Here is a 25,837-nt window from a genome sequence, read left to right on the forward strand (position 1 = left end):
GTCAGTCTTCCTCGCTCGTTCTCGTCGGTTCGGCCCGCTCCAGGCCGGGCAGCGCGGTCAGCAGCCGGTCGACCTCGGGCTCCAGCCCGGCGTCGTCCCCGCGGGCCAGGCCGGCGACCTCCACCTGCGTGACGCCGTCGGACGTCCATGATCGCACCCAGACGCGCCGCCGCGGCAGGAACAGCGACCCCGTCAGCCCGACCAGCGCCAGCAGCGCGAAGGTGAGCACCCAGGCCAGCGACGGGTCGTGGCGCAGGTCCAGCGCGACGAACCGGGGCACGTCCTCGCCGAGGGTGACCGTGCCCAGCCCGTCGGGCAGCTCGACGGTGTCGCCGGGTTCGAGCAGCAGCGTGACCCGTTCACCGTCGTCGTCCACCGAGGCGGTGAGGTTCGCCGTGTCCAGGCGGTAGACGTTCTGCGGGACGCCCTCGTCGAGCCCCAGGTCGCCGCGGTATACCTCGAGCACGAGCAGCGGGTCCTCCGGCAGCGGGAACACCGACTCCGCGGTCCCGTCGTCGTTGAGCACCGCCGTGGGCAGGAAGTACCCGATGAGCCCGATCTGGTCGAGACCCGGCGAGACGTCCGGGACCTTGACCACGCCGCGCGAGGTGTACACCTGGTCCTCGGGCAGGAAGGGCACGCGTCCGTCGAACGCCGTGGCGCCCTCGGCGTCGGTGACGCTGATCTCCGGGGCGTAGCCGTTGCCCTGCAGGTAGATCTTCGCGCCGTCGACGTCGAGCGGGTGGTTGACCTTGATGGTCTCGGCCCGCGACGACCCGTCCGGCTCGTGCACGGTGACCTCGGCGGTGAAGTCGCGCGACTGGGCGAACGCCACGGTGTCGGTGGCGAACTCGGACTCGAAGGCGTCCAGCGTCATCGCGAACGGCACGAGGGACTCCGGGGAGAACCACGCGCCGGACTCGAACGTGTCGTAGTCGACGACGGCGTTGGCGAAGCCGCGGTCCTCGGTGATGATCGCCTGGCCGCGGTAGTGCAGGAGCTGGCCGACGGCGACGGAGATCACGAGGCCCACCAGCGCCAGATGGAAGAGCAGGTTCCCGGTCTCGCGCAGGTACCCCCGCTCGGCGGCGACGGTCCGCGTGGCCGGTCGCGCCGGGACCTTGCCCCGGGCGGGCCGGGCGTCCTCGGCCCCGGCCTCGACGCGGAACGCCGGCATCCGGCGCCACCGGCCACGCAGGTGCGCGGCGGCCGCCTCGGCGACCTCGTCCGGGCTCTCCGCCGTCGTCCCGGTGACGTGGACCGGGAACCGTTCGAACCGGACGGGGGTCCGCGGGGGCCGGGCCCGCAGCGCCCGGGCGTGCGCGATCGTGCGCGGCACGATGCAGCCCACCAGGGAGACGAGCAGCAGCAGGTAGATGGCCGAGAACCAGACCGAGGTGTAGACGTCGAAGAAGCCGAAGCGGTCCAGCCACTCCCCCGCCGTCGGGTGCTCGCCGAGGTACTCCACCACGGCGGAGGGGTCCTGGTCGCGCTGCGGCAGGATCGACCCGGGCAGGGCCGCGACGGCCAGCAGCATGAGCAGCATCAGGGCCACGCGCATGCTGGTCAGCTGGCGCCAGGTCCAGCGGAGCATCCCGCGCCAGCCGAGCTGGGGGGCCCGGGGGGCCGACGGCGGCTGCCCGGCCGCTCCCGGCCCCGCGTCCGCCGTCGACGTCGGCGCGCCGGTGGTGAAGTCGTCCGCGATGCCCTCGGGACGGTAGGTCCGCTCGCTCATCACACCACCGTCGTGTATCCGCTGATCCAGCTCTGCAGCAGGCTGGTGGTCGCCCCCCACAGGCCGGTCACCATCGCCAGGCCGATCACGATGAGCAGCCCGCCGCCGACGCGCATGATCGTGCGGCGGTGGTCGCGCAGGAACCCGAGCATCCGCTGCGACGACTGCAGGCCGAGCGCCACCAGCAGGAAGGGCACGCCGAGGCCGACGCAGTACGCGATGCCGAGGACGACGCCGCGCGTGGCGGAGGCCTCGTCGAGCGCGAGGGACTGCACGGCGGCCAGCGTCGGCCCCATGCAGGGGGTCCAGCCGATGCCGAAGACGACGCCCAGCAGGGGCGCGCTCCACAACCCGGCGCGCGGGCTCACGTGCAGACGGCGCTCCCGCTGCAGGAACCGGATCCCGCCGAGGAACGCCACCCCCATGAGGATGACGACGACGCCGAGCACCCGCGTCAGGAGGTCCTCGTAGCGCACCAGGTACGCCCCCAGGGCGCCCGCGGCGGCCATCAGCGCGACGAACACGGCGGTGAAGCCGAGCACGAAGAGCCCGACCCCGGCCACGACGCGTCCGCGGGCCGGTGCCGCCGGCGGAGCCGCCGTCGTCGTGCCGCCCCGGGAGGCCGGTGCCGGGCCGGCGTTCGCCGCGGCCATCCCGCCCACGTAGCCGACGTAGCCGGGAACCAGCGGCAGCACGCAGGGCGAGGCGAAGGAGACCAGCCCCGCGACCAGCGCGACCGGGACGGCGAGCAGCATCGAGCCGCTGATCGCCGTCGTCGCGAAGATCTCCCCCATGTCAGGCGTCCGCCAGCGCGTCGTCGATCAGGCCGTTCAGCGTCGTCCCCGAGACCTCGCCGACGACGCGTGCCGCCACCCGGCCCTCGGCGTCGAGCACCACCGTGGACGGGACGGCCTGCAGGGGCACGACGCCGGAGAGGCCGGCCACGACCTGGCCGCTGCGGTCCTCGATGGACGGGTACGGCACCTCGAAGGTGCGCTGGAAGGCCAGCGCGGCTCCGGCCTCGTCCTCGGTGTTGATCCCCAGCAGGTGCACGCCCTCGTCGGCGCGCTCGGTGGCGATCTCGACCAGGGCCGGCGCCTCGGCACGACAGGGCGCGCAGCCGGCGTACCAGGTGTTGAGCACGACCACGTCGCCGCGCCAGTCAGCGGTGGAGACCTCGTCGCCCTCGAAGCTGGTGCCCTCGACGACCACCGGGTCGGTGCGGTCGTCCGGTTCCCACTGCTGGACGGTGCCGTCGCCGGAGACGAAGCCCTGGCCGACGACGTCGCCCGCGCCGGAGTCGGCGGCACCGCAGCCGGCCAGGCCGACGGCGGCACCGAGGGCGAGCGCGAGGCCCGCCGTGTGGCGGCGCCGCATCAGGCGCCCGGGGTGGGGTCGGCGCCGAGGAGCAGGTCGGCCGCGGGCTCCGCGTAGTGCAGGGCGGCGAACCGGTCGTCGGTGAAGGTCAACGACGTCAGCGAGGCGAGGGAGCACTGGCGGCGTCGCGGGTCGTGCGCCAGCCGGCGCCCCTCGTAGGACCGACGCGTCAGCCAGACGGGCAGCTGGTGGCTGACCAGGACGACCTCGTGCCCGGCGAAGGCGCGACGTGCGTCGTCGACGGCGGCCCGCATGCGCACGGCCTGGTCGGCGTAGGCCTCGCCCCACGACGGCCGCAGCGGGTTCCACAGCAGCTTCCAGTACCGCGGGTGCGCGAGCTGGGACGGGTTCTTGCCGATGGTCGTGCCCTCGAACCGGTTGCCGGCCTCGATCAGGCGGTCGTCGGTGGCCAGGTCGAGTGCGAAGGCGTCGGCGATCGGCTGCGCCGTCTCCTGGGCGCGCTGGAGCGGGCTCGCCACGACGGCGGCGACGTCCCGGCCCGCGCCGGACAGGTGCTGCGCGACACGCCGGGCCATCTGCTGGCCGCGGTCGGACAGCCGGTACCCGGGGATGCGTCCGTACAGGACGCCGTCGGGGTTGTGGACCTCGCCGTGCCGCAACAGATGGACGGTGGTGGTGGCCATGAGCCTTAGTGTCCCAGATCCTGCGGGTGCTCCCGCCGTCCGGGGCGCCGTCGTGAGGCGGGTCACGGTGCCCCGGCGACCGGTCGGGCGCCACGGGCTCGCATCGACGACGGCGACCGGGAATACTCCGGCGGGACGCCATGTTCATGCGTTTCGATGGAATCGCCCCGGGTCCGGCCCGGGACGGTTGCCACACGTCCAGCAACACCACTCGACAAGGAGCCCCTCCATGGCCACGCCCCTGCCTTCGGACCTGTCCACCGGTACCTACGCCGTCGACGCCGGCCACTCCACCGCGTCGTTCTCCGTCCGCCACGCCGGGATCTCGAAGGTCCGCGGGACCATCGGCATCGCCGCCGGCACCATCACCGTCGGCGAGGACCTCGAGTCCTCCGCCGTCGCCGTCGAGCTCGACGCCGCCGCGATCAACACCGGTGACGAGAACCGCGACCAGCACCTCAAGAGCGCGGACTTCTGGCACGCCGAGGAGCGCCCGACCTGGACCTTCACGTCCACGGCCGTCACCGCCGACGACGACGGCTACGTCGTGACCGGCGACCTGACGATCAACGGCGTGACCCAGAGCATCGACCTGCCGGTCGCCTTCGAGGGCGCCGCGGTGGACCCGTTCGGCAACAAGCGTGCCGGCTTCGAGTCCGAGCTGGTCATCAACCGCAAGGACTTCGGCCTGACCTGGAACGCCGCGCTCGAGACCGGCGGCGTCCTGGTGGGCGAGAAGGTCAAGATCGCTCTCGACGTCTCCGCGATCGAGCAGAACTGACCCCTGCGGCGAGGTAGGCAACTTCTCCCCGAGGTAGGCAGCTCTCCGCCGAGGTAGGCAACTTCTCGGCCAGGTAGGCGAGCTGCGCGTCAGGACGGCGGGACACCGCGCCGGACGCACCCTGGGGGCGGAGTTGCCTACCTCGCCGTCTTGGTGCCTACCTCGTGGGGAAGTTGCCTACCTCGCCGGCGGTTTGCCTACCTCGCCAGTGGTCCGCCTACCTCGCGGTGGCGGCCGGGGCGGTCCGGCCGTCGACCGTCGCGCCTTCCTGCGCGTGGCGTGCCGCCGCGTGGAACGCGAGGATCTGCAGCTCGCCGGCGACGTCGACGCTGCGCACGACGACGTCGTCGGGCAGCTGCAGCGCCACCGGGGAGAACGACAGGATCTCCCGGACACCGCACTCCACGATCCGCTCGGCGACGGCCTGCGCCGCCGCGCCGGGGGTCGCCAGGATCACCATGGACACTCCCCGCGCGGCCAGGATCTCCTCGAGCCGGTCGGAGTGCTCCACCTCCAGCCCCGCCGCGCGTCGGCCGACGACGTCCGGGTCGGCGTCGATCAGCGCCACGAGCCGGAACCCCCGCGCCGCGTAGCCCGAGTAGTTCGCCAGCGCGTTGCCGAGGTTGCCGACGCCGACGATCGCGAGCCGGTGCTCCGAGCCCAGGCCCAGCGCCGTGCTGATCGAGGACGCGAGCGTCTCGACCTCGTAGCCGACGCCGCGCGTCCCGAACGACCCCAGGTAGGACAGGTCCTTGCGCAGCTGCGCGGAGCCCACGCCGGAGCGTTCCGCCAGCGCCGAGGACGACGTCGTCGTCACCCCGTCCCGCAGCAGGTCGCGCAGGGCGCGCAAGTAGTACGGCAGCCGCGACACCGTCGCCGCGGGCACCGTCACCTCGCCGATCTCGATCACGTCCGCTTCCCTCCCGCAGGTGCCGCCAGACGTCGCGCCAGCCTCGCCGCGTCCACCCGCCAGAACCCCTGCTGCACGCCGTCCACCTCGACGACGGGCACGTAGTCGCCGTACCGCTCGGTCAGCGCGGCATCGGTCTCGATGTCGATCTCCCGCCACGCCGCGCCCGCCCGCTCGCACACCGAGGCCACGACCTCCCGTGCGTCGTCGCACAGGTGACAGCCGGGGCGGGTGTACATCACCACCCGTGCCGTCTCCTCGGGTGTCGTCGGGGCGCTGCTCACGAGGACAGCGTATCGGCGCGACTACAGTGGGCCGCATGCCGTCTCATGCCGACTCCCCGGTCAGCCCGCCGGCGGCAGCCTTCTTCGACGTCGACAACACGATCATCCGCGGCGCCAGCTCGTTCCACCTGGCCCGCGCGCTCTACCGGCGTCGGTTCTTCGGGACCGTGGACCTGCTGAGGTTCGGGGTGATCCAGGCCAAGTACCTGCTCTTCGGCGAGTCACGCTCCCAGATCGAGACCGTCCGCAGCCGAGCGCTGTCCCTCATCGCGGGCCGCTCGGTCGCCGAGATCACCGCCGTCGGCGACGAGGTGTACGACACCGTGCTGGAGCTGCGGATCTTCCCCGGCACCAAGCGCCTCCTCGACGAGCACCTGGCCGCCGGCGACCAGGTCTGGCTCGTCACCGCCACCCCGGTGGAGATCGGCGGCCTCATCGCCCGCCGGCTCGGGGCGACCGGCTGCCTCGGGACGATCGCCGACCACGAGGGCGGGTACTACACGGGAGCCCTCGTGGGAGACCTCATGCACGGCGAGGCCAAGGGCGCGGCGGTCCGCGAGCTCGCCGAGCGCGAGGGCCTGGACCTGGAGGGGTCCTACGCCTACGGCGACTCGCTGAACGACCTGCCGATGATGCGGTCGGTCGGCCACCCGTGCCCGATCAACCCGGACGCACGCCTGCGCCGGTACGCCAAGGAGGTCGGCTGGCCGATCCGGGAGTTCCGCGGGCGGGGACAGCGCGTCGCCCACCGCGGGGTGCGGACGGCGTCCTGGGCCGGCGCGGCCTGGGTCGCCGGCCTCGTGCTGCGGGCGGCGCAGCGCACCGTGCGCCGACGCATCCGGGGCCGCTGAACGGGCGCTCGCCCTTCCCTGCTCCCCCGCAGACGCAGCGAGCCCGGCACCCCTCAGGGGTGCCGGGCTCGCTCAGCACGGCCCGCCGGACGGCGGGCGGCGCCTCACTTCTTGTTGCGACGCTGGTGACGCGTCCTGCGCAGCAGCTTGCGGTGCTTCTTCTTCGCCATGCGCTTGCGGCGCTTCTTGATGACGGAGCCCATGAGGTCCTCACAATGCTGATCGGTGGTCGGACGACGTTGGTCCCGGCCCCCGTGAGCCCGGGTGAGCCGACCAACGCGAGAAAAGTCCGTCGATCAGGATACCCGATCGCCGCCGGTGCCCCGGCCCGCGGCCGGCGTGCTCCCGGTCACGACGCGGGCGCCGGTCGCGTCAGTCCAGGTACGGGTCCAGCCCGAACTCGGGGAAGACGTGCCGTCGGGTGGCGAGGACGGCCCGGTCGATCGGGTCCGAGGGGTCGTACCCCTGCGACCAGGGCTGCCAGGAGACCTCGCCCCGGCCCAGCATCGAGGCCGCCCGCAGCCCCGACATCTCCTCGGCCGCCTCGCGCCACGCCGTCGGCAGCGGCATCCCCGTCGTGAGCGGCGCGTGCGCCGCCTCGGCCACGAGGGCCGCCCAGACGAGGGGGACGACGTCGACGACGGCGTAGCCCCCGCCGCCCAGGGCGACCCACCGGCCGTCGCAGAGCTCGTGCGCCAGGTCGTGCACCCAGTGCGCCGCCGTCTTCTGGGCGTGGACCCCCACCGACAGGTCGGTGAGCGGGTCGTTGCCGTGGGCGTCGGCGCCGTGCTGGGACACGATGGCGTCGGGGGCGAACTCGCGCAGGACCGTCGGCAGCACCGCGTCGACGGCGCGCAGCCAGCGCGCGGAGTCGGTCCGCGGCGGGACCGCCACGTTGACCGCGGTGCAGTGGTGCAGACCGGCGCCCGTGTCGGCCGGGTTCCCGGTGCCCGGGAAGAGCGTGTGGCCGTCCTGGTGGATCGAGAAGGTCAGCACCCGCGGTTCGTCCCAGAAGATGGCCTCGACGCCGTCGCCGTGGTGGGCGTCGAGGTCGACGTACGCGACACGCTCGGCGCCCCGGTCGAGGAGGCGCTGCACGGCGGCCGCGGCGTCGTTGTAGACGCAGAACCCCGACGCCGCACCCCGCTGGGCGTGGTGCATGCCGCCCGCGATGTTCAGCGCGTGCTGGGCGCGGCCCTCCCACACGGCGTCCGCGGCGCCGACGGAGGCGCCGACGAGACGGGCAGCGGCCTCGTGCATGGCCGGGAACACGGGGTCGTCCTCGGTCCCGAGCCCGCGGGCGACGTCCGGCTCCCCCGTCTCGGCCGCCCGCCGCACGGCGGCGACGTACTCGGCGTCGTGCACCGTCTCGACGACCTCGTCGGGCGCGCAGACCGGGTCGACGACCTCGAGACCGGGCGCGTCGAGCAGCCCGAGGGCCTCCACGAGGCGCATCGTCAGGTCGAGCCGCGCCGGTGCCATGGGATGACCGGGGCCGAAGTCGTAGCGCAGCAGCTCGGGACTCCACAGCAACTGGGCGACCGACATCCCGCCACGGTAGCCCAAGCCGTGGCAGGCTGGGCGGCGAGTGCGGTGGACGAGACTGGTGGACAGGACGAGGAGGGCGCGGCCGGTGGCACGATCGGTGCAGGACCGCGCGACCTCGGTCCGCGAATGGGTGGACCGGACGGCACGGGAGTACCCGGCCCGTCTGGCCATGACCGTCTTCGCCGCCGTCATCACGCTGTTCACGGTGCTGCTCCTGCCGCCGTGGGCGACCGCGTCCGACACCGGGGCACGGTTCGTGGACGCGTTGTTCACCGCGACGTCCGCGGTCTGCATCACCGGCCTGACGGTGGTGGACACCGCCACGTACTGGTCGGAGTACGGGCGCGCCGTCATCCTCGTCGGGATCAAGGTCGGAGGCCTGGGCGTCATGACGCTCGCCTCCCTGCTCGGGCTGGCGGTCTCGCGGCGCATCGGTCTGACGCAGAAGCTGCTGACCGCCTCGGAGACCAAGACCGGTACCACGCGGCTCGGTGAGGTCGGTTCCCTGATCCGGCTGATCATCGTGGTCTCCACCTCGATCGAGCTGGCGATCGCCCTGATCCTGCTCCCCCGCTTCATCGCCCTCGACGAGCACCTGGGGCTCGCCGTGTGGCACTCGACGTTCTACGGCATCTCGGCCTTCAACAACGCCGGCTTCGTGCCCACCGTGGACGGTCTGGCGCCCTACGCCTCGGACTGGCTGGTCATCGTGCCGATCGTCGTGGGGGTGTTCGTCGGCGCCCTCGGGTTCCCGGTGATGCTGAACCTCCTGCAGGCTCGCCGGTACGGGCGCCGGTTCGTGCGGCACCTGTCGCTGCACACCAAGCTGACGATCACGACCAGCGTGGCTCTCATGGTCGCGGGGTTCGTGACGATCGGGGCGATGGAGTGGGCGAACCCGGCCACGCTCGGCGGTCAGGACCTGCACACCAAGTTCCTCTCGGCCCTCATGGCGGCGGTGATGCCCCGCTCCGGCGGCTTCAGCACCTTCGACGTCGGCGAGATGCGGGCGGAGTCGTGGCTCATCACCGACGCGCTGATGTTCGTCGGCGGCGGGTCCGCCTCCACGGCCGGCGGCATCAAGGTCACCACCCTGGCCGTCATGCTCCTGGCGATCGTGGCCGAGGCGCGCGGTGACCGGGACGTCGACGTCTTCGGCCGACGCATCCCGCGGGACACCCTGCGCCTGTCCATCGCGGTGGTGTTCATCGGCGCCACGATGGTGCTGGTGTCCTGCATCGCGCTGGTCCGGCTCACCGACTTCTCGCTCTCGCAGATCCTGTTCGAGGTCATCTCCGCCTTCGCGACGGTGGGACTGTCGACGGGGATCACCGGTGACCTGCCGGACGGCGCGAAGTACTGGTTGAGCGCCCTGATGTACCTCGGACGCGTCGGCACGATCTCGGTGCTCGGTGCGCTGGCGCTGCGCGACCGGCGCCGCGTCATACGCTTCCCCGAGGAGCGCCCCATCATCGGGTGAGGCCCGAGACCCCCACACCGGAGGAGAACCGTGGCAGAGAAGAAGGACGACCGCGACGCCGGCGTGCTGGTCATCGGGCTGGGCCGCTTCGGCTCGTCGTTGGCGACGACCCTGGACCGGCTCGGCCAGGACGTCCTCGCCGTCGAGAACGACGACCGCCTCGTCACGCAGTGGTCGGGGCGCCTGCCGCTGGTCCAGGCGGACGCGTCCAACCCGGAGGCGCTCGAGCAGCTCGGTGCGCAGGACTTCGGCGTCGCGGTGGTCGGTGTGGGCACGGAGCTCGAGGCGTCGGTGCTCATCACCGGCAACCTCGTCGACCTGGGCACGCCGCAGATCTGGGCGAAGGCGGTCTCGGCCGAGCACGGTCGCATCCTGACCCGGATCGGTGCCCACCACGTGGTCTACCCCGAGTCCGACGCCGGTTCGCGGGTCGCGCACCTGGTCAGCGGCAAGATGCTCGACTACATCGAGGTGGAGGACGGGTTCACGATCGTCAAGATGCGTCCGCCGCGCGAGATGCAGGGGTTCACCCTCGCCCAGTCGGACATCCGCAAGAAGTACGGCATCACGGTGATCGGCGTGAAGTCGCCGGGCATCGAGTTCACCTACGCGACCCCGGAGACGCGGGTCAGCGCCAACGACCTGCTGGTCTGCTCCGGCCACGCGGACCTGCTGGAGCGGTTCTCGGCGCGGCCGTGAGCACGGCCCGACCGTCGGGACCCGCGTCAGCGGCCGGTGTCGTCCTCGTCTGCGGCCCGGCGGGCGCGGGGAAGTCGACGTACGCCCGGGCGCTGGGTCGCGCGGGCTACGTCGTGCTGTCCTTCGACCGCGAGGCCTGGGCACGGGGCCTGCGGTCCCACCCGCTGAGCGACCGTGACGCCGCCGCGCTGCACCGGTCGCTGCAGGCCCGCCTGGTCGAGCTGGTCGCCACGGGCGAGCGGGTCGTCGTCGACACGTCGTTCTGGTCCCGCGCCCTGCGCGACCGTTACCGCGACCTCGTGCGCCCGCTCGGTGTCGAGGCGGAGGTGCACTACCTCGACACCCCGCGGGACGTCGTCCTGGCACGCCTGGCCGCACGTCGCCACGGCGGACCGGACGACGTCCTCGTGCCGCCCGACCGTGCGGCCGCCTACCTCGACGGCTTCCAGGCGCCGACGCCGGACGAGGGCCCGCTCGTCGTGCTCGACGGGGCTGACCGCGCCACGATCGTGGAGTAGGGTCGAGCCAAGAATTCCTCACCCGAGGAATTATGGGTCGCGGACCGAGGGAGCCCGTCGTGCGCGCGATGATCGTCAAGGAGTTCCGCGAGCTGCGCCGGGACCGGCGCACCGTCGCGATGCTCGTCGCCCTGCCCCTGCTGATGCTGGTGATCTTCGGGTACGCCGCCAACTTCACCGTCGACGAGCTGAGGGTCACCGTCGTGGGCGACCTGGCCGAGCAGGCCGAGCAGCAGATCACCCAGCAGGTGCCCGCCGACGCGCCCGCCACGCTGGACCTGGTCGACGTCGACCCGGACGCCGGCGCTCAGCAGGCACGCGACGCGCTCCGCGACGACGAGGTCGATCTCGCGATCCTCACCGGGGACGCGTCGGACGCCGACGGCGGCCGCCCCACCGTCCTCGTCGACGGCTCCAACCTCTTCGCCGCCCAGAGCGCGTCGGTCCTGGTCGCCCAGCTCGGCGACCGCGTCGAGTCCGAGATCCTCTACAACCCGGACCTCGAGACCTCCTGGGTGATGGTCCCGGCGATCATCGGCCTGATCCTGACCTTCATCGGGACGATCATCACGAGCATCGGGCTCGTCAGGGAACGGGAGGCGGGCACCCTCGAGCAGCTCGCGGTGATGCCGCTGTCCCCGACGTCGGTCGTGACGGGCAAGATCTCGCCGTACTTCCTGCTCGCCTGCTTCGACATGGTCCTGGTGACCCTGCTCGGCGTCTGGCTGTTCGGGGTCCCGTTCCGTGGCTCGGTGCTGCTCTTCGCCATCGGCGCGGCGATCTTCCTGTTCGCCGTCCTCGGCATCGGTGTGCTCATCTCGACCGTCTCGCAGACCACCGGCCAGGCCGTGCAGGTCGCCCTGATGACGATGCTGCCGCAGATCCTGCTGTCCGGGATGATCTTCCCCCTGGACGCCATGGCCGCGGGCGTGCGCTGGATCGGCTACCTGCTGCCGCTGACGTGGTTCGTCAAGCTCTCCCAGGGCGTCATGCTGCGCGGCGCCGGCTGGGAGTCGATGTGGCTGCCTGTCCTCGTCCTGACCGGGATGGCGATCCTCGTCTTCGGCGTCGCGGTGATCCGCCTGCGGCGCGACATCGCCCCGGCACGGGGAGCCCGCTGATGCCCGGCGCCCGCGACCTCACCGTCGAGCTGGGCGGCACGACGGCGCTGTCCGGCGTGAGCGTCGACCTCCCTCGCGGTCAGGTGACGGCCGTCGTCGGCGGCGACGGAGCCGGCAAGACGACGCTGCTGCGTGCACTGCTGGGCCGCGTCGCCACCAGCGGTGGCACGGTAGACGTCCCGCCCCCGGAGCGCATCGGCTACGAGCCGTCCACGTCCGGGGTCTGGCCCACCCTGTCGGTCAGCGAGAACGTCGAGTTCGTCGGCTCCGCCTACGGGCTCTCCGGCGACCGGCTCCGCTCCCGCGCCGCCACGCTGCTGGCGACGGCCGGGATCGACGACGTGCCCGACCGCCTCGGTCGGGACCTGTCCGGCGGAATGCGGCAGAAGCTCGGGTTCTGCCTGGCGATGCTGCACTCCCCCGACCTGCTGCTGCTGGACGAGCCGTCGACCGGCGTCGACCCGGTCAGCCGGGTCGAGCTGTGGCGGCTCGTCACCGCCGCCGCCCGGGACGGGGCCTCCGTCCTGATGACCACGACCTACCTCGACGAGGCCGAGCGTGCCGCGACGGTCGTGGCCCTCCAGGAGGGCCGTGTCCTCGCGTCCGGCGGGCCCGACGACGTCGTCGGCACCGTGCCGGGGACCGTCTCGGTCGGCGACGACCCACCCGGTGGGCACCGTGCCTGGCGTCGCGGGCGCTCGTTCCACAGCTGGACGCCCGACGGGGAGGAGCCCCCGGGCCGACCGGTCGTGCCGGACCTCGAGGACACCCTCATCGCCCTGACGCTCGCCCGGTCCGAGGAGCCCCGATGACCGTCCTCGTCCGCGCCGACGACGTCACCAAGCGCTTCGGCCGCTTCGCCGCCGTGGAGGACATGTCCCTGGAGGTCCGTCCCGGGGAGATCGTCGGTCTGCTCGGGTCCAACGGCGCCGGCAAGACCACCCTCCTGCGCGTGCTGCTCGGGCTCGAGGCCGCCGACGCGGGCCGCGTCGAGGTCCTCGGCGACCCGCCGGCCGACGCCGACCGTCACGCCCTCGGCTACGTGCCCCAGGGGCTCGGGCTCTCGCAGTCGCTCAGCGTGCGGCAGAACGTCGACTTCATGGCCGCCACCTTCTCGGTGCGCCACGCCCCGGCGCTGCCCGCCGCTCTGCAGGCCGTCGCCGACGAACCGGTCGGGCGCATCGGCCTCGGTCGCCAGCGCCAGCTCGCCTTCCACTGCGCCCTGCTGCACTCCCCGCGGCTGCTCGTGCTCGACGAGCCGACCTCCGGGGTCGACCCGCTCGCCCGGGCGCGGCTGTGGGACACGATCCACGCCCAGGCCGAGGCAGGGACCGGTGTGCTCGTCACGACGCACTACATGCAGGAGGGCGAGCAGTGCGACCGCCTGGTGATCATGTCCCGGGGACGCGGCGTGGCCCGCGGCACGGTCGACGACATCACGGCGTCCTCGCGGACCGCCGTCGTGCGCGCCGAGGACTGGGCCGCGGCCTTCGCCGCGCTGGACGACGCCGAGCTGCCCGTCGTGCTCGCCGGCCGCACCAGCCGCGTGGCCGGGACGGAGCCCGGGGACGTGCGGGCCGTCCTGGACGCGGCGGGCGTGGACGCCGAGGTCACCGCGGAACCGGCCACCCTCGAGGAGGCGATGGTGCTCATCGAGCAGTCGTCGCGTCCAGGTCCCCGGTGAGATAGCGCTGCAGCGTCGGACCCACCAGCGGTGCGAGCTCGTCGGCCGGCAGGGACGCCAGCGGTTCGACGCCGACCACGTAGCGCAGCATCATCAGACCGGCCACCTGCGAACCGGCCAGCGTGGTGCGCAGCTCGGCGTCCGAGACGTCCAGCCGCCGCACGATCGGCCCGAGCACCTCGGCGCCCAGGAACCGCTGCAGCAGGGTCCGCAGCCCCGGGTCGGCCATGATCGCCGGGACCACCATGCGCACCGTCGCGCCGCCGTCGGCGTCCCACGCCCGCACGACCGCCCGCACGAGCCGTTCGCCCAGGTCCTCGACCGGGCCCTCGGCGGCGGACCGCGTGATGGCCGACGGGTCGATGTCGGTCAGGCCCAGCGTGGCGGCGAGCAGCTCGGTCTTGCCGGCGAACCAGTGCCGCACGGTGCCCGGGTCGACACCGGCCCGCCGGGCCACGCCCCGCACGGACACGGCCTCGTAGCCCCGCTCGTCGAACTCCGCCCGGGCGGCCTCCAGCACCGTCCTGCGGGTGCTGTGACCGGCAGGACGGCGTCCGCGGCGCGGCTGGTCGGACATCGGTCGGCGGGCCCTCCGGCTCAGCCGAGCTCGCGACCGAGCTCCGCCGAGCGGTCCCGTGCCGCCTCCAGGGCGGTGAGGAAGGCCGCCCGGACGCCGCCGTCGTCGAGCCGCTTGAGCGCCTGGATCGTGGTGCCGCCGGGCGAGGAGACCTTCTCGCGCAGGATCGCCGGGTGCTCCCCCGTCTCGGCGAGGAGCCGCCCGGAGCCCAGCACCGTCTGCACCGCCAGGTTGCGCGCCACCTCGCGGGTCAGGCCCATGAGCACGCCGGCCTCGGCCATGGCGTCCACGACGTAGAAGACGTAGGCGGGGCCGGACCCGGCGAGCGCGCCGAACGCGTCGATCTCCTTCTCGGTGATGCGCAGGGTCTGCCCGGTCCCGGCCAGCAGGGCCTCGACGAGGGCGACGTCGGGCTCCGCGGTCGTCGGTCCGGGCACGACGGCGGTGACCCCGGCGCCGACCTGCGCCGGCGTGTTGGGCATGGTGCGCACCACGGGCTGGCCGTCGGGCAGGTGCCGGGCGTACAGGGACAGCGGCAGGCCGACCGCGACGCTGACGACCACGGCGTCCGCGGGCAGGGCCGGGCCGATCTCGTCGAGCACCGCGGCGACGTCCTTGGGCTTGACCCCGACGAGGACGACCCGCGCGTCGGCCACGGCGGCGGCGTTGTCCGCCGTCGTGGCCACGCCGTAGGTCCGGGCCAGCTCGGCCCCGCGGGCCTCGCGCCGTGCGGTGGCCACGACGTCGGCCGGCTCGAGTCCCGAGGCCAGGGCGCCGGCCAGGACGGCTTCCGCCATCGTCCCGGTCCCCACGACGGCGACCCTGGTCCCGGCGATCTGCGTGCTCACGTGCTGTCTCCTCACATCGGGAAGGTCTCGTAGAAGTCCTGGACGAGCTGGTCGGGGCCGGTGGCCTGGAAGACGGCCGTGTCGTTGCGCCAGGTGACCACGGACTCGCCCGCCGCCGACCCGGGGGTGACGGCGTAGTCGCCGACCGCCTCGCCGCCGACCGTCACGTCCCCCTCGGCGACCGGCTCGCCGGCGGCCTGCAGCAAGGAGGTGTAGACCTCGGCGGCCGCGTCCCCGTCGGACCACTGACCGGTGACGAGGTCGACCTGCTCGCCGCCCTCGGACCCGTCGGCGTACACGATCTCCCACGCCTCGACGGCGTCGGCCTCCTCGATCCACGCGCCCTCGGCGGTGTCGAGACGCACGAGCTGCAGCGCGGAGTCCGGCATCGCCGACAGGAAGTCGGTGGCGTCCTCGGGCAGCGGGCTCGCCTCGGCCGTGGGCGTCGGCGGGGCCGCGGTGACGGTGACCTCCGGGAGGGGCTCGGCCTCCTGCCGGGCGAACCCGGGCCAGAAGAACGCGGTGACGACGGCGACGGCGGCCACGACGAGGAGCACGACGGCCAGGACGACGCGGCGACGGCGCACCTGCGCCGCACGTGAGCTCTTCTGGTGCACCTTCTCCCCCGGTGTCCGGAATCCCGGGGTCATGTACCCCGGCTTGCGGTCGGCCATCGACGTCCTCCTGCTCTGCTGCCCGTGGCGTGCGCCGACGACGGCGTCGCCGTGCAGCCTACGACGTCCGGGCACCCGCGGGGTGTCGGTGGCACCGCCTAGCGTGACCTTCGTGAGCACCACGACCTCCTCGCGCGCGGGCCGCGCCAAGAGCTCCCGGCCGACCTTCCGCTGCACCGAGTGCGGCTGGACGACGGTGAAGTGGGTGGGTCGCTGCGGCGAGTGCCAGGCGTGGGGCACCGTCGCCGAGGAGGGGCCGGCAGCCGCCGGGCCGCGCACGACGGCGGTGAACCCGGTGCGCTCGGCCGCCCGGCCGATCGCGGAGTTCGACGTCGACGCGGCACGCGCCACCCCGACGGGCGTGGCGGAGCTGGACCGCGTCCTGGGCGGCGGGCTGGTGCCGGGAGCGGTCGTCCTGCTCGCCGGCGAGCCCGGCGTCGGCAAGTCCACGCTGCTGCTGTCCGTCGCCTCGAACGCGGCGCGCGGCACCGAGGGCGAGGACCCGCGCACGGTGCTGTACGTGACCGGCGAGGAGTCGGCCGGTCAGGTGCGGCTGCGTGCCGAGCGGATCGGCGCGCTGGCCCCCACCCTGCTCCTGGCGGCGGAGACCGACCTGGCCACCCTGCTCGGCCACCTGGACGCCGCCGACCCCGCGCTGCTCGTCGTGGACTCGGTCCAGACGATCGCGTCGGCCGAGGTCGACGGGGTCCCCGGCGGCGTGAGCCAGGTCCGCGAGGTCGCCGGCGCCCTCATCGCCGCCGCGAAGGAGCGGCAGGTGCCCGTGCTCCTGGTCGGGCACGTGACGAAGGACGGCGCCGTCGCCGGCCCGCGGACCCTGGAGCACCTCGTCGACGTCGTCTGCCAGTTCGAGGGGGACCGGCACTCCCGGCTGCGGATGGTCCGGGCGGTCAAGAACCGTTTCGGCCCGACCGACGAGGTCGGGTGCTTCGACCTGTCCGAGTCGGGCATCGAGGGGCTGAGCGACCCGAGCGGGCTGTTCCTCTCCCATCTCGGGGCCGGCGTGCCGGGCACCTGCGTGACCGTCACGCTCGAGGGGCGCCGTCCGCTGGCGCTGGAGATCCAGTCGCTCGTGGCGCCGTCGCCGCTGGCCAACCCGCGCCGGGCCACCAGCGGCGTCGAGTCGCAGCGGCTCGCGATGATCCTCGCGGTGCTGCACCGGCACGCCGGCCTGCGCCTGGCCGACGCCGACGTGTACGCCTCCACGATCGGCGGGGCCCGGGTGACGGAACCCGCCGCCGACCTGGCCACCGCCCTGGCGATCGTCTCCGCACGCAACGGCGAGGCGCTGCCCGCCGGCACCGTCGCCGTCGGGGAGGTCGGGCTCGCCGGCGACATCCGTCCTGTGACGGGTCTGGAGCGGCGGCTCACCGAGGCGGCCCGGCTCGGGTTCAGCCGCGCCGTCGTCCCGGCAGGCGTCTCGGTCCGCGCGCCGGCGGGTCTGCGGCTGGCCGAGGCGCGGCACATCGCCGAGGCCGTCGAGCTGGCCTCCGCCGCGCCGGCCGAACCCGCCCGTAGCCGCTGAACAGAACGCCGTCAGGCCGTAGAATGCCCAGGTGGCCCCCTCTATCGCGCAACCCGACGCCCTGCTGCGGGAGACGCTTGCCGCCGTCGCGCCGGGCACCGAGCTCCGCGACGGTCTGGAGCGCATCCTGCGGGGCCGCACCGGCGCCCTGATCGTGCTCGGCCTGGACAAGACGGTCGAGGAGATCTGCTCCGGCGGGTTCGAGCTGGACGTCGAGTTCTCCGCGACGCGCCTGCGCGAGCTGTCCAAGATGGACGGCGCGGTCGTGCTCGACCGGGACGCCACCCGCATCCGCCGCGCCGCCGTCCAGCTGCTGCCGGACCCGACCATCGAGACCAGCGAGTCGGGCACCCGGCACCGGACCGCCGAGCGGGTCGCGAAGCAGACGGGGTTCCCGATCGTCTCGGTCAGCCAGTCGATGCGGATCGTGGCGATCTACACCGGGTCGGTGCGTCACGTGCTGGAGGACTCCGACACCATCCTGGGCCGCGCCAACCAGGCCCTGGCTACCCTCGAGCGCTACCGCTCCCGCCTCGACGAGGTCTCCGGCACGCTGTCCGCGCTGGAGATCGAGGACCTGGTCACCGTGCGGGACGTCTGCGCCGTGGTCCAGCGCCTGGAGATGGTCCGGCGCATCTCGGACGAGATCGACGGCTACGTGGTCGAGCTCGGCACCGACGGCCGCCTGCTCGCGCTCCAGCTCGACGAGCTGCTCGGCGGCATCGGCTCGGACCGCGACCTCGTCGTGCGCGACTACGTCGACGTCGAACGTACGGGCCGCAGCCTGACGGCCGTGCACGCCGACCTGGCGCGGCTCGACTCCTCCCAGCTCCTCGACCTGTCGGAGATCGGCCGGGTCCTGCGGATGCCCGGCGCGGGCGTCGCGCTCGACGCCGCCGTGGCGCCGCACGGCTACCGGCTGCTGTCCAAGGTCCCGCGCCTGCCCGGCACCATCGTCGAGCGTCTGGTCGCCCACTTCGGCGGCCTGCAGAAGCTGCTCGCCGCGAGCGTCGACGACCTCATGAGCGTCGAGGGCGTCGGCGACCACCGGGCGCGCGCCGTCCGCGAGGGCCTGTCGCGTCTGGCCGAGTCCAGCATCCTCGAACGGTACGTCTGAGCCTCAGTCCCCGCCCTGGCCGCTCCGGTCGGACGCCTCGCCGTCCTGCTTGTCCCCCTTCTTCTGCCCGGACTCGGACCGGCCGCCCGACTTCTCGGACGCCTTGTCCCCGGGGCCGTCCTGCTCGGACGTCTCGCCGTCGGCCTGCTCCTGAGTACCGTCCGCCGTGTCCCCGGATGCCTCGCCGTCGGCCGCCCGGGCGCCGTCCTCGTCCTGCGGCTCGGGCTCCGGCGCCTCCTCCACCGCGATCGTGAGCGGCTCGCCCCGCACCCCGGGGACGTCGTCGAGCCGGACCGAGGCCGTGTAGGCGCCGGCCGGGACGTCACCCACCGACTCGCAGTCGGGCGTCGAGCCGCTGCCGGTCCACCGGACCGTCAGCTCCCAGCGCTGGTCGGTACCGAGCAGAACGAGCTCCTCGCCCCCTCCGACGCAGTCCGCCGAGGACCAGACGCGGTCGCCGCCGTCCGCCTCCGTGACGACGACCTGCATGCTCGAGCGGTGCCCGTCCAGCAGGCACGGCACCCGTCCCCCGTTGGTCACGCTCATCGTCATCGACATCGCCTCGTCGAGCACGAGAGAGGTCCGGTTCCCGGTGAGCTCGGCGCGGACCGCCGAGGGGTCGCAGGTCTCGGCGACACCCGCGGGGTCGAGCGCCTCGGGCGGCGCGGCCTTGTCGGCCACCAGCTCCAGCGGCGGCTCGGGCCAGGCGTCCCGGACCCAGTCCACGGCCCGGCCGATGCCGTAGCCCGCCGCCGTCCCGGTGCCCACGAGCAGCCCGATCACCAGCAGGACGACGGCGAACCCGCGGTGGGTGCGCCGTCGACGCTTCGCCGGGGCCGTGCGCGACCGGGGCCGCGGCGTGCTCCCGGGGGCCACCAGCCCGTTGGTCGTCACCGTCCGACGACCGCCGCCCCGGGACCCCGAGCGCGCGGCCGGTCGCTGCCCCGCAGCGGTCGACCGGCCCGACCGCGCGGCGTTCGACGGTGCGCGCCGGGTCGAGGAACCTGAGCGCGCGGAGCCGCTCGCCCCGGCGCCGCTCCGACCTCGCGACGTGGAGCTCTGCGTGCGTGAGCGGGAGGAGCCGGTGGCCGTCGTCGAACGCCCGGCGGCCGGCTGCTTCGGGGCGGGCTTCTTCGGGGCGGGCTTCTTCGCGCTGCCGCCGGACGACGCGGTCGAGCGCCCGGTCGTCGGCTTCCGCGCGGTCGAGCCCGGGCGCGCCGTGGAGCGCGACGTCGACGAGCGCGTCGACGCGCCCCGCGCCGAGGGCGTCTGGCGCCCCCGCGCAGAGCCTCCTCGACCTCGGTCCTTCGCTGTCGCCACCCTGTCCCCGCATCTCGACGAACTACTTGCTGAGCGTCACGCTACGTCGTGGCAGGGCACCGGTGGTGACGCCGCGCCGCCGTGCCGGACACGCCGGGCGAACAGGCACAATGGGCGACCGTGGATGCTCTGGTCGAACGAGTCACGGCATGGTTCGCCGACGCCGCCCGCGACCTGCCCTGGCGCGCCCCGGACCGGACGCCCTGGGGCGTGCTCGTCAGCGAGGTCATGCTCCAGCAGACCCCCGTGGTCCGCGTCGAGCCGGTCTGGCGCGAGTGGATGGGACGCTGGCCGAGCCCGGCCGACCTCGCCGCGGCGCCGACGCCCGAGGTGCTGCGCGCCTGGGGCCGGCTCGGCTACCCCCGCCGGGCGCTGCGGCTGGCCGACTGCGCCCGGGCGATCGTCGAGCGCCACGGCGGCGCCGTGCCGTCCGACGAGGAGGCGCTGCGGGCGCTGCCGGGTGTCGGCGAGTACACCGCCGCCGCGGTCCGGGCCTTCGCCTTCGGGCGCCGGGCCGTCGTGGTGGACACGAACGTGCGCCGCGTGCAGGCACGCACCGTCACCGGCGACGCCCTCCCGGCGCCGTCGTACACGGCGGCCGAGCGTCGGCTCGCCACGTCCCTGGTGCCCGACGGCGACACGGACGCCGCCGCGTGGGCCGCGGCCTCGATGGAGCTCGGTGCCGTGGTGTGCACGGCCCGTGTCCCGCGGTGCGACGCCTGCCCGGTCCGCGACCTGTGCGCCTGGCGCCTGGCGGGCTTCCCTCCGGACGAGCACGCCCACCGCCGGCGCACCCAGTCGTGGGACGGGACCGACCGGCAGGTGCGCGGGCGCGTGATGGCGACGCTGCGCGGAGCCGACGGGCCGGTCCCCCGCGCGCTGCTCACCGACGCCGGTCCCGAGGCCCAGCTCGACCGGTGCCTGGCCGGGCTCGTCGAGGACGGGCTCGCCGAGACCGACGACGCCGGTCGCTTCATGCTCCCGGTCTGACACGCGGTCCGGTCCCGCCCGCACGCCGTGCACACCGTCCCCCACTCGCTGTGGGCGTGAAATCTGCAGTCCTGGACCGTTCCAGAGCTGCAGATTTCATGCCCACAGCGGGGGCCCGTCAGTCGAGCACGGTGCGCCGCCAAGGATCGGGTGGCGCCCCGTGGACGGGACGCCACCCGGGATCAGGCGGGTCGGCGCAGCACGACGACGCCGCGGGGCTGCAGGTGGTCGGGTCCGACGTCGTCCCCGGCCCCGGTGCTGACCAGGACCTCTCCCTCGATCCCCGCCAGCGGGAGCGGCTCCGCGGTGCGGTTGACGAGGAACCAGAACGTGACGTCGTCCCGGCGTCGCACCGTGAGCTCGACCTTCCCCCGCAGCGTCGTCGGCAGCTCGCTGGTCACGCCGGCGTCGGCGAGCAGCCGCTCGACACCGGGCACGAGCCCGTGGGGCCCGAGCCGCGTGGCGACGTAGGCGGCCGAGCCCTGGCCGACCGGACGGCGGGTGATCGCCGGTCGGCCGGCGTACCGGCCGTCGGCGTAGGACGCGAGCACCTCGACGTCCTCGGCGACCAGGTCGACCGGGTCGGCCCACAGCGTGCCGACCGAGCCGTCGTCGAGGCGGACGTCGTCCCCGTCGCGCAGCGGGGCGAACTCCTCGACACGGATGCCGAGCAGGTCGCGGAAGGCACCGGGGTAGCCGCCCAGCCAGATGTGGTCGTCGGTGTCCACGACGCCCGAGAAGTAGGTGGTGACCAGGTGGCCGCCGTGCTCGACGAACTCCCGCAGGCTCGCTGCGCGCTCGGCCGAGACCATGTGCAGCACCGGGGCCACGACGACGTCGTACCCGTCGACGTCCGTCGCCGCGGGGACCACGTCCGCCCGGTGGCCCGCGGCGAGGAACGCGGAGTACCAGTCCAGGGCCTCCTGGCGATAGCGGAGCCGCTCGGTGGGGTGCGAGTCGAGCTCGCTCGCCCACCAGGACTCCCAGTCGAACAGGATCGCCACCCGTGCTCGGGCACGACCCGCACCCACGACGGGGGCGAGGCCGGCCAGCGTCTCGCCGAGCGCGACGACGTCCCGGAACAGCCGGCTGTCCTCGCCGGCGTGCGGGACCATCGCCGAGTGGTACTTCTCGGCCCCGGCCGCGGACTGCCGCCACTGGAAGAAGCAGACGGCGTCGGCACCGTGCGCCACGTGCGTGAGCGAGTCCCGCGCGAGCTCGCCGGGCAGCTTGGGAGTGTTGATCTCCTGCCAGTTCACGGCTGACGTGGAGTGCTCCATGAGGAACCAGGGGTCTCCGCCGGCCACGCCGCTGGTGAGGTTCGCGGAGAACGACAGCTCGTCCAAGCCCTGCGGGCCGGGGTGGAGGTAGTGGTCGTTGGACACGAAGTCGATCTCGGGCGCCCAGGTCGGGTAGTTCATGGCCTGGGTCTCGCCCATCACCATGAAGTTGGTGGTCACGGGGATCCCGGGCGTGATGCGGCGCAGCACGTCGCGCTCGACGCGCAGGTGCTCGACCAGGGCGTCCGAGGAGAACCGCTTGAAGTCGATCTGCTGGGTGGGGTTCGGGTACGACGCCGCGAGCCGCGGAGGCAGGATCTGCTCCCAGTCCGTGTACCGCTGCGACCAGAAGGCCGTGCCCCAGGCCTCGTTGAGCCGGTCCAGCGTCGTGTAGCGCTCCTGGAGCCAGTGCCGGAAGGCACGCGCGGCGTCGTCGGAGTAGTCGTGCGCGTTGTGGCACCCGAGCTCGTTGCTGACGTGCCACCCGGCGAGCGCCGGGTGGTCGCCGTAGCGCTCGGCCAGCCTCTCGACCAGGGCCAGGGCGTACCGGCGGAACACCGGCGAGGTGGGCCGCCACTGCTGGCGGCCGCCCGGCCACAGGGTCTCCCCGGTCCGGGTCACGGGCAGGATCTCGGGGTGCAGCGCGGTCAGCCACGGCGGAGGCGAGGCCGTCGCGGTGGCGAGGTCGACGCTGATGCCGTGGGCGTGCAGCAGGTCCATGACCTCGTCGAGCCAGGCGAAGTCCCACTCGTCCGGCCCAGGCTGCAGCCGCGCCCAGGAGAAGATGGCGAGCGAGACGACGTTGACACCGGCAGCCTGCATGAGCCGGGCGTCCTCGGCCCACACCTCGCGCGGCCACTGGTCGGGGTTGTAGTCGGCGCCGAAGCCGATCCGTGGCGGGATGTCGAGCTCGGGACCGCCGAGCAGACGGCGTGCGTCGGTCATGGGTGCTCCTGCGCGTGCGGCACGGACGCCGGGGGCGCCACGGGAGACGTCGTCGTCATGGTCCTCGTCTTCCTCGAAGGGATGGTCGGCTTCCGATGTTGACGTAAACATCGCGATCCGCGGTGACGGATGTTGACGTAAACATGGACTAGGGTGATCGTGCACCCGCCCCCCGGCGGTCGTCAACCCCAGCGGAGCGGCACCGTCGCCGAGACCCGAGGAGCAGCACCGTGACCGAGCGGATCACCGAGGACCCGGGCGCCGCTGCGCCCGCGGCCGTCCGCCCGCTCCCCCCCGCGCCCGTCCGACGGGTCTCGATGGCCGACGTCGCACGCCGCGCCGGCGTGTCCTCGCAGACGGTCTCCCGTGTGTCGAACGGGTACCCCGGCGTCGTCGAGGCGACGCGGCGCCAGGTCCTCGACGCGATGGCCGAGCTGGGCTACCGACCGAACAGCGCGGCGCGGGCGCTGCGCAGCGGCCGGTTCCGCACGATCGGCGTCATCCTCTTCTCGCTGTCCACCACCGGCAACGTGCGCACCCTCGAGGCCATCGCGACGTCCGCCGCCGCCCAGGGCTACGCCATCACGGTGATTCCGGTCGAGGCCCCGACCCAGGGCGGCGTGCGCGGCGCCTTCACCCGGCTCGGCGAGCTCGCCGTGGACGCCGTCATCCTGCTGATGGAGGTGCACCTGCTCGACGCGGCCGACCTCACCCTGCCGGACGGCGTCCCCGTCGTCGTGGCCGACTCCGACGCCGACGACCGGTACCCCGTCATCGACACCGACCAGGCGGACGGCAGTCGCACGGCCGTGCAGCACCTGCTCGACCTCGGTCACCGCACGGTCGTGCACCTGGCCGGCCCGGAGCAGTCCTTCGCCGGCCAGCGTCGCGAGGACGCGTGGCGGCGCACCCTCACCGACGCCGGGTGCGAGGTCCCCGAGGTCTACCGGGGGGACTGGAGCGCCTGGTCCGGGTACGAGGTGGGCCGCGAGATCGCGCGCACCGACGCCACCGCCGTCTTCGCCGCCAACGACCAGATGGCGCTCGGGCTGATGCGTGCCCTCGCCGAGTCGGGCCGCGCGGTCCCCGACGACGTCAGCGTCGTCGGGTTCGACGACGTCCCCGACGCCGTGGCCTACCGACCGCCGCTGACCACCATCCACCAGGACTTCGCCGAGGTCGGACGGCGGTGCGTCGAGCTCGTGCTGCACCGGCTCGACGCCGGAGCGGCCGACCACGGCGCGACGCTCGTCCCCGTCCGACTCGTCGAGCGGGCGAGCACCGCCCCGCCGCCCGCCTGACCCTCCGGGTCAGAGATCCAGCAGCATGCGGGTGTTGCCGAGGGTGTTCGGCTTCACCCGCGCCAGGTCGAGGAACTCGGCGACGCCGTCGTCGTGCGACCGCAGCAGCTCGGTGTACACCTCGCCGGTCACGGGCGTGCCGTCGATCTCGTGGAACCCGTGGGCGGCGAAGAACTCCACCTCGAAGGTCAGGCAGAACAGGCGCTGCAGACCCATCTGGCGCGCCCGGAGGATCAGCTCCTCCACCAGCGCGTGCCCGAGCCCGCGACCCTTCCACGTCGGGTCCACGGCGAGCGTGCGGATCTCGGCGAGATCGGACCACATCACGTGCAGGGCACCGCAGCCGACCAGCCCGTCCGGCCCGGCGTCGGCCACCAGGAACTCCTGCACCGACTCGTAGTAGCCGACCAGCTCCTTGGCCAGCAGGATCCGCTCGGCGGCGTAGGGCGCCACCAGGTCGCGCACGCCGCGGATGTCCGCCGGGAGCGCGGGCCGGATGCGGAAGGGCGCGTTCTGGTGGTCGTGCACGTCAGCACCCTACGCGCGCCGCCCGCCGGCGGTCCCGCAGAACCGCCGGGCGCACCGTGGCCCGCGGGAGTCGTCAGTCCTGGCCGACGAGCCGCGCCGCGGTGATCTCGTCGATCACCAGGTCGGTGACGACGCCGGCAGCGAGCGCCGCCCGCAGCGGTGCCACCTTGTTGTCGCCCGCGGCGGCGCACAGGCGACGACGGAACCGCCGCAGCTGGTCGGGCGTGGGGCCGGTCGCCCGGGCGTTGATGGCGATGTCGCGGAACGACCCGTCGGGGCGCAGGAAAACCGTGCAGACGTCGCCGACGACGTCGGCGGCCTCCAGCGCCGCGACGTCCTCGGGCTCGAGGTAGCCCGCGGTGTACACGTGCGACGGGACGCCGCCGGTCAGTGCCCCCACGGAGAACACGGCGAGGTCGGTCCGGGCCTGCACGTCCAGCACGCGACGCACCGACCGCTCCCGCCACATCGCGTCGCGGGTCTCGGCGAAGTCGAAGAAGGCAGGCACCGGGAACGGGTGCGCCTGGGCCTCGAAGGTCGCCGCGATCCGGTCGAGCAGATCGCCGGCGTAGGCCACCCCCGAGGTGCGGTTGTTGGCCGCGCCGTTGAGCTGGACGACGGCGGACCCGCGCGTGGGCTTGTCCATGAGATGCTCCGCGACGGCGGCCAGCGTCGTGCCCCAGGCGATGCCCAGGACCATGTCGGAGTCGAACCACCGGGTGACCAGTCGCGCCGTCGTGCGGGCCACCTGCCGGAGCCGCTCCGCGTCGTCGGCGGCGTCCGGGACGGGCACGACGTAGGTGTCGATGTCGTGCTCCGCCGCGAGCCGCTGGCCCAGCCCGGGTGCACGCGTGTGCGTCGGGCGCAGCGTGATCTCGACGACGCCGGTCTCCCGCGCCCTCTTGAGCAGCCTCGAGACCGTCGACCGCGAGGTGCGCAGGTGCCTCGCGATCGACTCCATCTTCATGTCCTGCAGGTAGTACATGGTCGCCGCCATGACCACGTCCCGCTCCCGATCGGTCGTCACCAGACCAGCATGGCGCGATCGCCGCACTTTTGCACGTTCGTGCATCCCGCTTGCG

The 25,837-nt window shown here is 73.7% G+C and carries 27 protein-coding genes; 12 read left to right on the top strand and 15 right to left on the bottom strand.

Translation table 11 applies throughout. The features are described from left to right. Position 1: 1 nt before the first annotated feature. From resB to V5O49_RS12785, 4 genes are read right to left on the bottom strand one after another with little or no spacing between them, the layout of a single operon-like run. The gene (resB, locus tag V5O49_RS12770) at positions 2 to 1,735 is read right to left on the bottom strand and encodes a cytochrome c biogenesis protein ResB (RefSeq protein ID WP_332902532.1); all 1,734 of its coding nucleotides are present in this window, start codon (positions 1,733 to 1,735) and stop codon (positions 2 to 4) included. After that, positions 1,735 to 2,529 carry a cytochrome c biogenesis CcdA family protein gene (locus V5O49_RS12775; RefSeq protein WP_332902533.1) on the bottom strand — a complete coding sequence of 265 codons (795 nt, stop codon included), beginning with the start codon at positions 2,527 to 2,529 and terminating at the stop codon, positions 1,735 to 1,737. The genes resB and V5O49_RS12775 overlap by 1 nt, the downstream gene beginning before the upstream one ends. Position 2,530: 1 nt before the next feature. Continuing rightward, entirely contained in the window at positions 2,531 to 3,112 is a 582-nt protein-coding gene (locus V5O49_RS12780; protein WP_332902534.1) for a TlpA family protein disulfide reductase, read from the bottom strand. Next, entirely contained in the window at positions 3,112 to 3,756 is a 645-nt protein-coding gene (locus V5O49_RS12785; RefSeq protein WP_332902535.1) for a histidine phosphatase family protein, read from the bottom strand. The genes V5O49_RS12780 and V5O49_RS12785 overlap by 1 nt, the downstream gene beginning before the upstream one ends. Positions 3,757 to 3,985: 229 nt before the next feature. Here V5O49_RS12785 and V5O49_RS12790 point away from each other — a divergent pair, with 229 nt between their 5' ends. Further along, on the top strand, positions 3,986 to 4,537 hold the full coding sequence (locus V5O49_RS12790; protein ID WP_332902536.1) for a YceI family protein: 552 nt from the start codon (positions 3,986 to 3,988) through the stop codon (positions 4,535 to 4,537). Positions 4,538 to 4,754: 217 nt separating this feature from the next. On the opposite strand, the gene V5O49_RS12795 is transcribed toward V5O49_RS12790, so the two are convergent. Next, complete coding sequence (locus tag V5O49_RS12795) at positions 4,755 to 5,447, bottom strand: redox-sensing transcriptional repressor Rex (protein ID WP_332902537.1); 693 nt, start codon at positions 5,445 to 5,447, stop codon at positions 4,755 to 4,757. Beyond that, the gene (locus V5O49_RS12800) at positions 5,444 to 5,686 is read right to left on the bottom strand and encodes a glutaredoxin family protein (protein WP_278237443.1); all 243 of its coding nucleotides are present in this window, start codon (positions 5,684 to 5,686) and stop codon (positions 5,444 to 5,446) included. Before V5O49_RS12800 ends, V5O49_RS12795 begins: the two co-directional genes overlap by 4 nt. An 80-nt stretch (positions 5,687 to 5,766) precedes the next feature. On the opposite strand from V5O49_RS12800, the gene V5O49_RS12805 reads away from it, so the two are divergent. After that, positions 5,767 to 6,582, top strand: a complete 816-nt coding sequence (locus V5O49_RS12805) for an HAD family hydrolase (protein WP_332902538.1) — start codon at positions 5,767 to 5,769, stop codon at positions 6,580 to 6,582. Between the two features lie 104 nt (positions 6,583 to 6,686). On the opposite strand, the gene V5O49_RS12810 is transcribed toward V5O49_RS12805, so the two are convergent. Beyond that, the gene (locus V5O49_RS12810) at positions 6,687 to 6,785 is read right to left on the bottom strand and encodes a 30S ribosomal protein bS22 (RefSeq protein ID WP_012085056.1); all 99 of its coding nucleotides are present in this window, start codon (positions 6,783 to 6,785) and stop codon (positions 6,687 to 6,689) included. A 169-nt stretch (positions 6,786 to 6,954) separates the two neighbouring features. Then, the gene (locus V5O49_RS12815) at positions 6,955 to 8,130 is read right to left on the bottom strand and encodes an acetoin utilization protein AcuC (RefSeq protein WP_332902539.1); all 1,176 of its coding nucleotides are present in this window, start codon (positions 8,128 to 8,130) and stop codon (positions 6,955 to 6,957) included. A gap of 85 nt (positions 8,131 to 8,215) precedes the next feature. On the opposite strand from V5O49_RS12815, the gene V5O49_RS12820 reads away from it, so the two are divergent. From V5O49_RS12820 to V5O49_RS12845, 6 genes are all read left to right on the top strand, one after another. Then, entirely contained in the window at positions 8,216 to 9,610 is a 1,395-nt protein-coding gene (locus V5O49_RS12820; RefSeq protein WP_332902540.1) for a TrkH family potassium uptake protein, read from the top strand. A 30-nt stretch (positions 9,611 to 9,640) separates the two neighbouring features. Further along, entirely contained in the window at positions 9,641 to 10,309 is a 669-nt protein-coding gene (locus V5O49_RS12825) for a potassium channel family protein (protein WP_278236449.1), read from the top strand. Continuing rightward, on the top strand, positions 10,306 to 10,827 hold the full coding sequence (locus V5O49_RS12830; protein ID WP_332902541.1) for a P-loop nucleotide/nucleoside kinase family protein: 522 nt from the start codon (positions 10,306 to 10,308) through the stop codon (positions 10,825 to 10,827). Before V5O49_RS12825 ends, V5O49_RS12830 begins: the two co-directional genes overlap by 4 nt. A gap of 68 nt (positions 10,828 to 10,895) precedes the next feature. Next, on the top strand, positions 10,896 to 11,948 hold the full coding sequence (locus tag V5O49_RS12835) for an ABC transporter permease (RefSeq protein ID WP_332902955.1): 1,053 nt from the start codon (positions 10,896 to 10,898) through the stop codon (positions 11,946 to 11,948). After that, complete coding sequence (locus tag V5O49_RS12840; protein ID WP_332902542.1) at positions 11,948 to 12,760, top strand: ABC transporter ATP-binding protein; 813 nt, start codon at positions 11,948 to 11,950, stop codon at positions 12,758 to 12,760. Before V5O49_RS12835 ends, V5O49_RS12840 begins: the two co-directional genes overlap by 1 nt. Continuing rightward, a complete protein-coding gene (locus tag V5O49_RS12845) occupies positions 12,757 to 13,632 on the top strand; it encodes an ABC transporter ATP-binding protein (RefSeq protein ID WP_332902543.1) in 876 nt (291 codons plus the stop codon). The genes V5O49_RS12840 and V5O49_RS12845 overlap by 4 nt, the downstream gene beginning before the upstream one ends. Here V5O49_RS12845 and V5O49_RS12850 read toward each other — a convergent pair. The 3 genes from V5O49_RS12850 to V5O49_RS12860 are packed head-to-tail and all read right to left on the bottom strand — an operon-like array spanning position 13,598 to position 15,851. Then, entirely contained in the window at positions 13,598 to 14,209 is a 612-nt protein-coding gene (locus V5O49_RS12850) for a TetR/AcrR family transcriptional regulator (protein WP_278236446.1), read from the bottom strand. The genes V5O49_RS12845 and V5O49_RS12850 overlap by 35 nt on opposite strands. 20 nt (positions 14,210 to 14,229) lie before the next feature. Then, positions 14,230 to 15,057 carry a pyrroline-5-carboxylate reductase gene (gene proC, locus V5O49_RS12855; protein ID WP_332902544.1) on the bottom strand — a complete coding sequence of 276 codons (828 nt, stop codon included), beginning with the start codon at positions 15,055 to 15,057 and terminating at the stop codon, positions 14,230 to 14,232. Between the two features lie 11 nt (positions 15,058 to 15,068). Next, a complete protein-coding gene (locus tag V5O49_RS12860; protein WP_332902545.1) occupies positions 15,069 to 15,851 on the bottom strand; it encodes a hypothetical protein in 783 nt (260 codons plus the stop codon). Here V5O49_RS12860 and radA point away from each other — a divergent pair. After that, complete coding sequence (gene radA / locus V5O49_RS12865) at positions 15,844 to 17,274, top strand: DNA repair protein RadA (protein WP_332902546.1); 1,431 nt, start codon at positions 15,844 to 15,846, stop codon at positions 17,272 to 17,274. The two genes, V5O49_RS12860 and radA, sit on opposite strands and share 8 nt — an antisense overlap. A gap of 31 nt (positions 17,275 to 17,305) precedes the next feature. Beyond that, positions 17,306 to 18,391: a DNA integrity scanning diadenylate cyclase DisA gene (gene disA, locus V5O49_RS12870; protein ID WP_278236442.1), complete on the top strand. Its 1,086-nt coding sequence runs from the start codon at positions 17,306 to 17,308 to the stop codon at positions 18,389 to 18,391. A gap of 3 nt (positions 18,392 to 18,394) precedes the next feature. Here the strand turns inward: disA and V5O49_RS12875 are convergent, their stop codons facing one another. Beyond that, entirely contained in the window at positions 18,395 to 19,285 is an 891-nt protein-coding gene (locus V5O49_RS12875) for a hypothetical protein (protein ID WP_332902547.1), read from the bottom strand. Positions 19,286 to 19,831: 546 nt separating this feature from the next. Between V5O49_RS12875 and V5O49_RS12880 the strand changes: the two genes are divergently transcribed. After that, the gene (locus V5O49_RS12880) at positions 19,832 to 20,701 is read left to right on the top strand and encodes an HhH-GPD family protein (RefSeq protein WP_332902548.1); all 870 of its coding nucleotides are present in this window, start codon (positions 19,832 to 19,834) and stop codon (positions 20,699 to 20,701) included. Positions 20,702 to 20,883: 182 nt separating this feature from the next. Here V5O49_RS12880 and V5O49_RS12885 read toward each other — a convergent pair whose 3' ends face one another. Next, positions 20,884 to 22,926 (bottom strand): beta-galactosidase, encoded by a 2,043-nt coding sequence (locus tag V5O49_RS12885; protein ID WP_332902549.1) that lies wholly within the window; start codon positions 22,924 to 22,926, stop codon positions 20,884 to 20,886. Positions 22,927 to 23,156: 230 nt separating this feature from the next. On the opposite strand from V5O49_RS12885, the gene V5O49_RS12890 reads away from it, so the two are divergent. Next, positions 23,157 to 24,227: a LacI family DNA-binding transcriptional regulator gene (locus tag V5O49_RS12890; protein ID WP_332902550.1), complete on the top strand. Its 1,071-nt coding sequence runs from the start codon at positions 23,157 to 23,159 to the stop codon at positions 24,225 to 24,227. Positions 24,228 to 24,236: 9 nt separating this feature from the next. Here V5O49_RS12890 and V5O49_RS12895 read toward each other — a convergent pair whose 3' ends face one another. Then, complete coding sequence (locus V5O49_RS12895; RefSeq protein ID WP_332902551.1) at positions 24,237 to 24,755, bottom strand: amino-acid N-acetyltransferase; 519 nt, start codon at positions 24,753 to 24,755, stop codon at positions 24,237 to 24,239. A 73-nt stretch (positions 24,756 to 24,828) separates the two neighbouring features. Continuing rightward, positions 24,829 to 25,782: a sugar-binding transcriptional regulator gene (locus V5O49_RS12900; RefSeq protein ID WP_278236434.1), complete on the bottom strand. Its 954-nt coding sequence runs from the start codon at positions 25,780 to 25,782 to the stop codon at positions 24,829 to 24,831. Positions 25,783 to 25,837 lie beyond the last annotated feature (55 nt).

This window comes from Isoptericola haloaureus (assembly GCF_036689775.1).
In the GTDB taxonomy this organism is placed as follows: domain Bacteria; phylum Actinomycetota; class Actinomycetes; order Actinomycetales; family Cellulomonadaceae; genus Isoptericola; species Isoptericola haloaureus.

Bases quoted from the DNA above. Each gene is read 5' to 3' on its own strand.
- resB (WP_332902532.1), bottom strand. From the start codon at position 1,735: ATGAGCGAGCGGACCTACCGTCCCGAGGGCATCGCGGACGACTTCACC.
- V5O49_RS12775 (WP_332902533.1), bottom strand. From the start codon at position 2,529: ATGGGGGAGATCTTCGCGACGACGGCGATCAGCGGCTCGATGCTGCTC.
- V5O49_RS12780 (WP_332902534.1), bottom strand. From the start codon at position 3,112: ATGCGGCGCCGCCACACGGCGGGCCTCGCGCTCGCCCTCGGTGCCGCC.
- V5O49_RS12785 (WP_332902535.1), bottom strand. From the start codon at position 3,756: ATGGCCACCACCACCGTCCATCTGTTGCGGCACGGCGAGGTCCACAAC.
- V5O49_RS12790 (WP_332902536.1), top strand. From the start codon at position 3,986: ATGGCCACGCCCCTGCCTTCGGACCTGTCCACCGGTACCTACGCCGTC.
- V5O49_RS12800 (WP_278237443.1), bottom strand. From the start codon at position 5,686: ATGTACACCCGCCCCGGCTGTCACCTGTGCGACGACGCACGGGAGGTC.
- V5O49_RS12805 (WP_332902538.1), top strand. From the start codon at position 5,767: ATGCCGTCTCATGCCGACTCCCCGGTCAGCCCGCCGGCGGCAGCCTTC.
- V5O49_RS12810 (WP_012085056.1), bottom strand. From the start codon at position 6,785: ATGGGCTCCGTCATCAAGAAGCGCCGCAAGCGCATGGCGAAGAAGAAG.
- V5O49_RS12815 (WP_332902539.1), bottom strand. From the start codon at position 8,130: ATGTCGGTCGCCCAGTTGCTGTGGAGTCCCGAGCTGCTGCGCTACGAC.
- V5O49_RS12835 (WP_332902955.1), top strand. From the start codon at position 10,896: ATGATCGTCAAGGAGTTCCGCGAGCTGCGCCGGGACCGGCGCACCGTC.
- V5O49_RS12840 (WP_332902542.1), top strand. From the start codon at position 11,948: ATGCCCGGCGCCCGCGACCTCACCGTCGAGCTGGGCGGCACGACGGCG.
- V5O49_RS12845 (WP_332902543.1), top strand. From the start codon at position 12,757: ATGACCGTCCTCGTCCGCGCCGACGACGTCACCAAGCGCTTCGGCCGC.
- V5O49_RS12850 (WP_278236446.1), bottom strand. From the start codon at position 14,209: ATGTCCGACCAGCCGCGCCGCGGACGCCGTCCTGCCGGTCACAGCACC.
- V5O49_RS12885 (WP_332902549.1), bottom strand. From the start codon at position 22,926: ATGACCGACGCACGCCGTCTGCTCGGCGGTCCCGAGCTCGACATCCCG.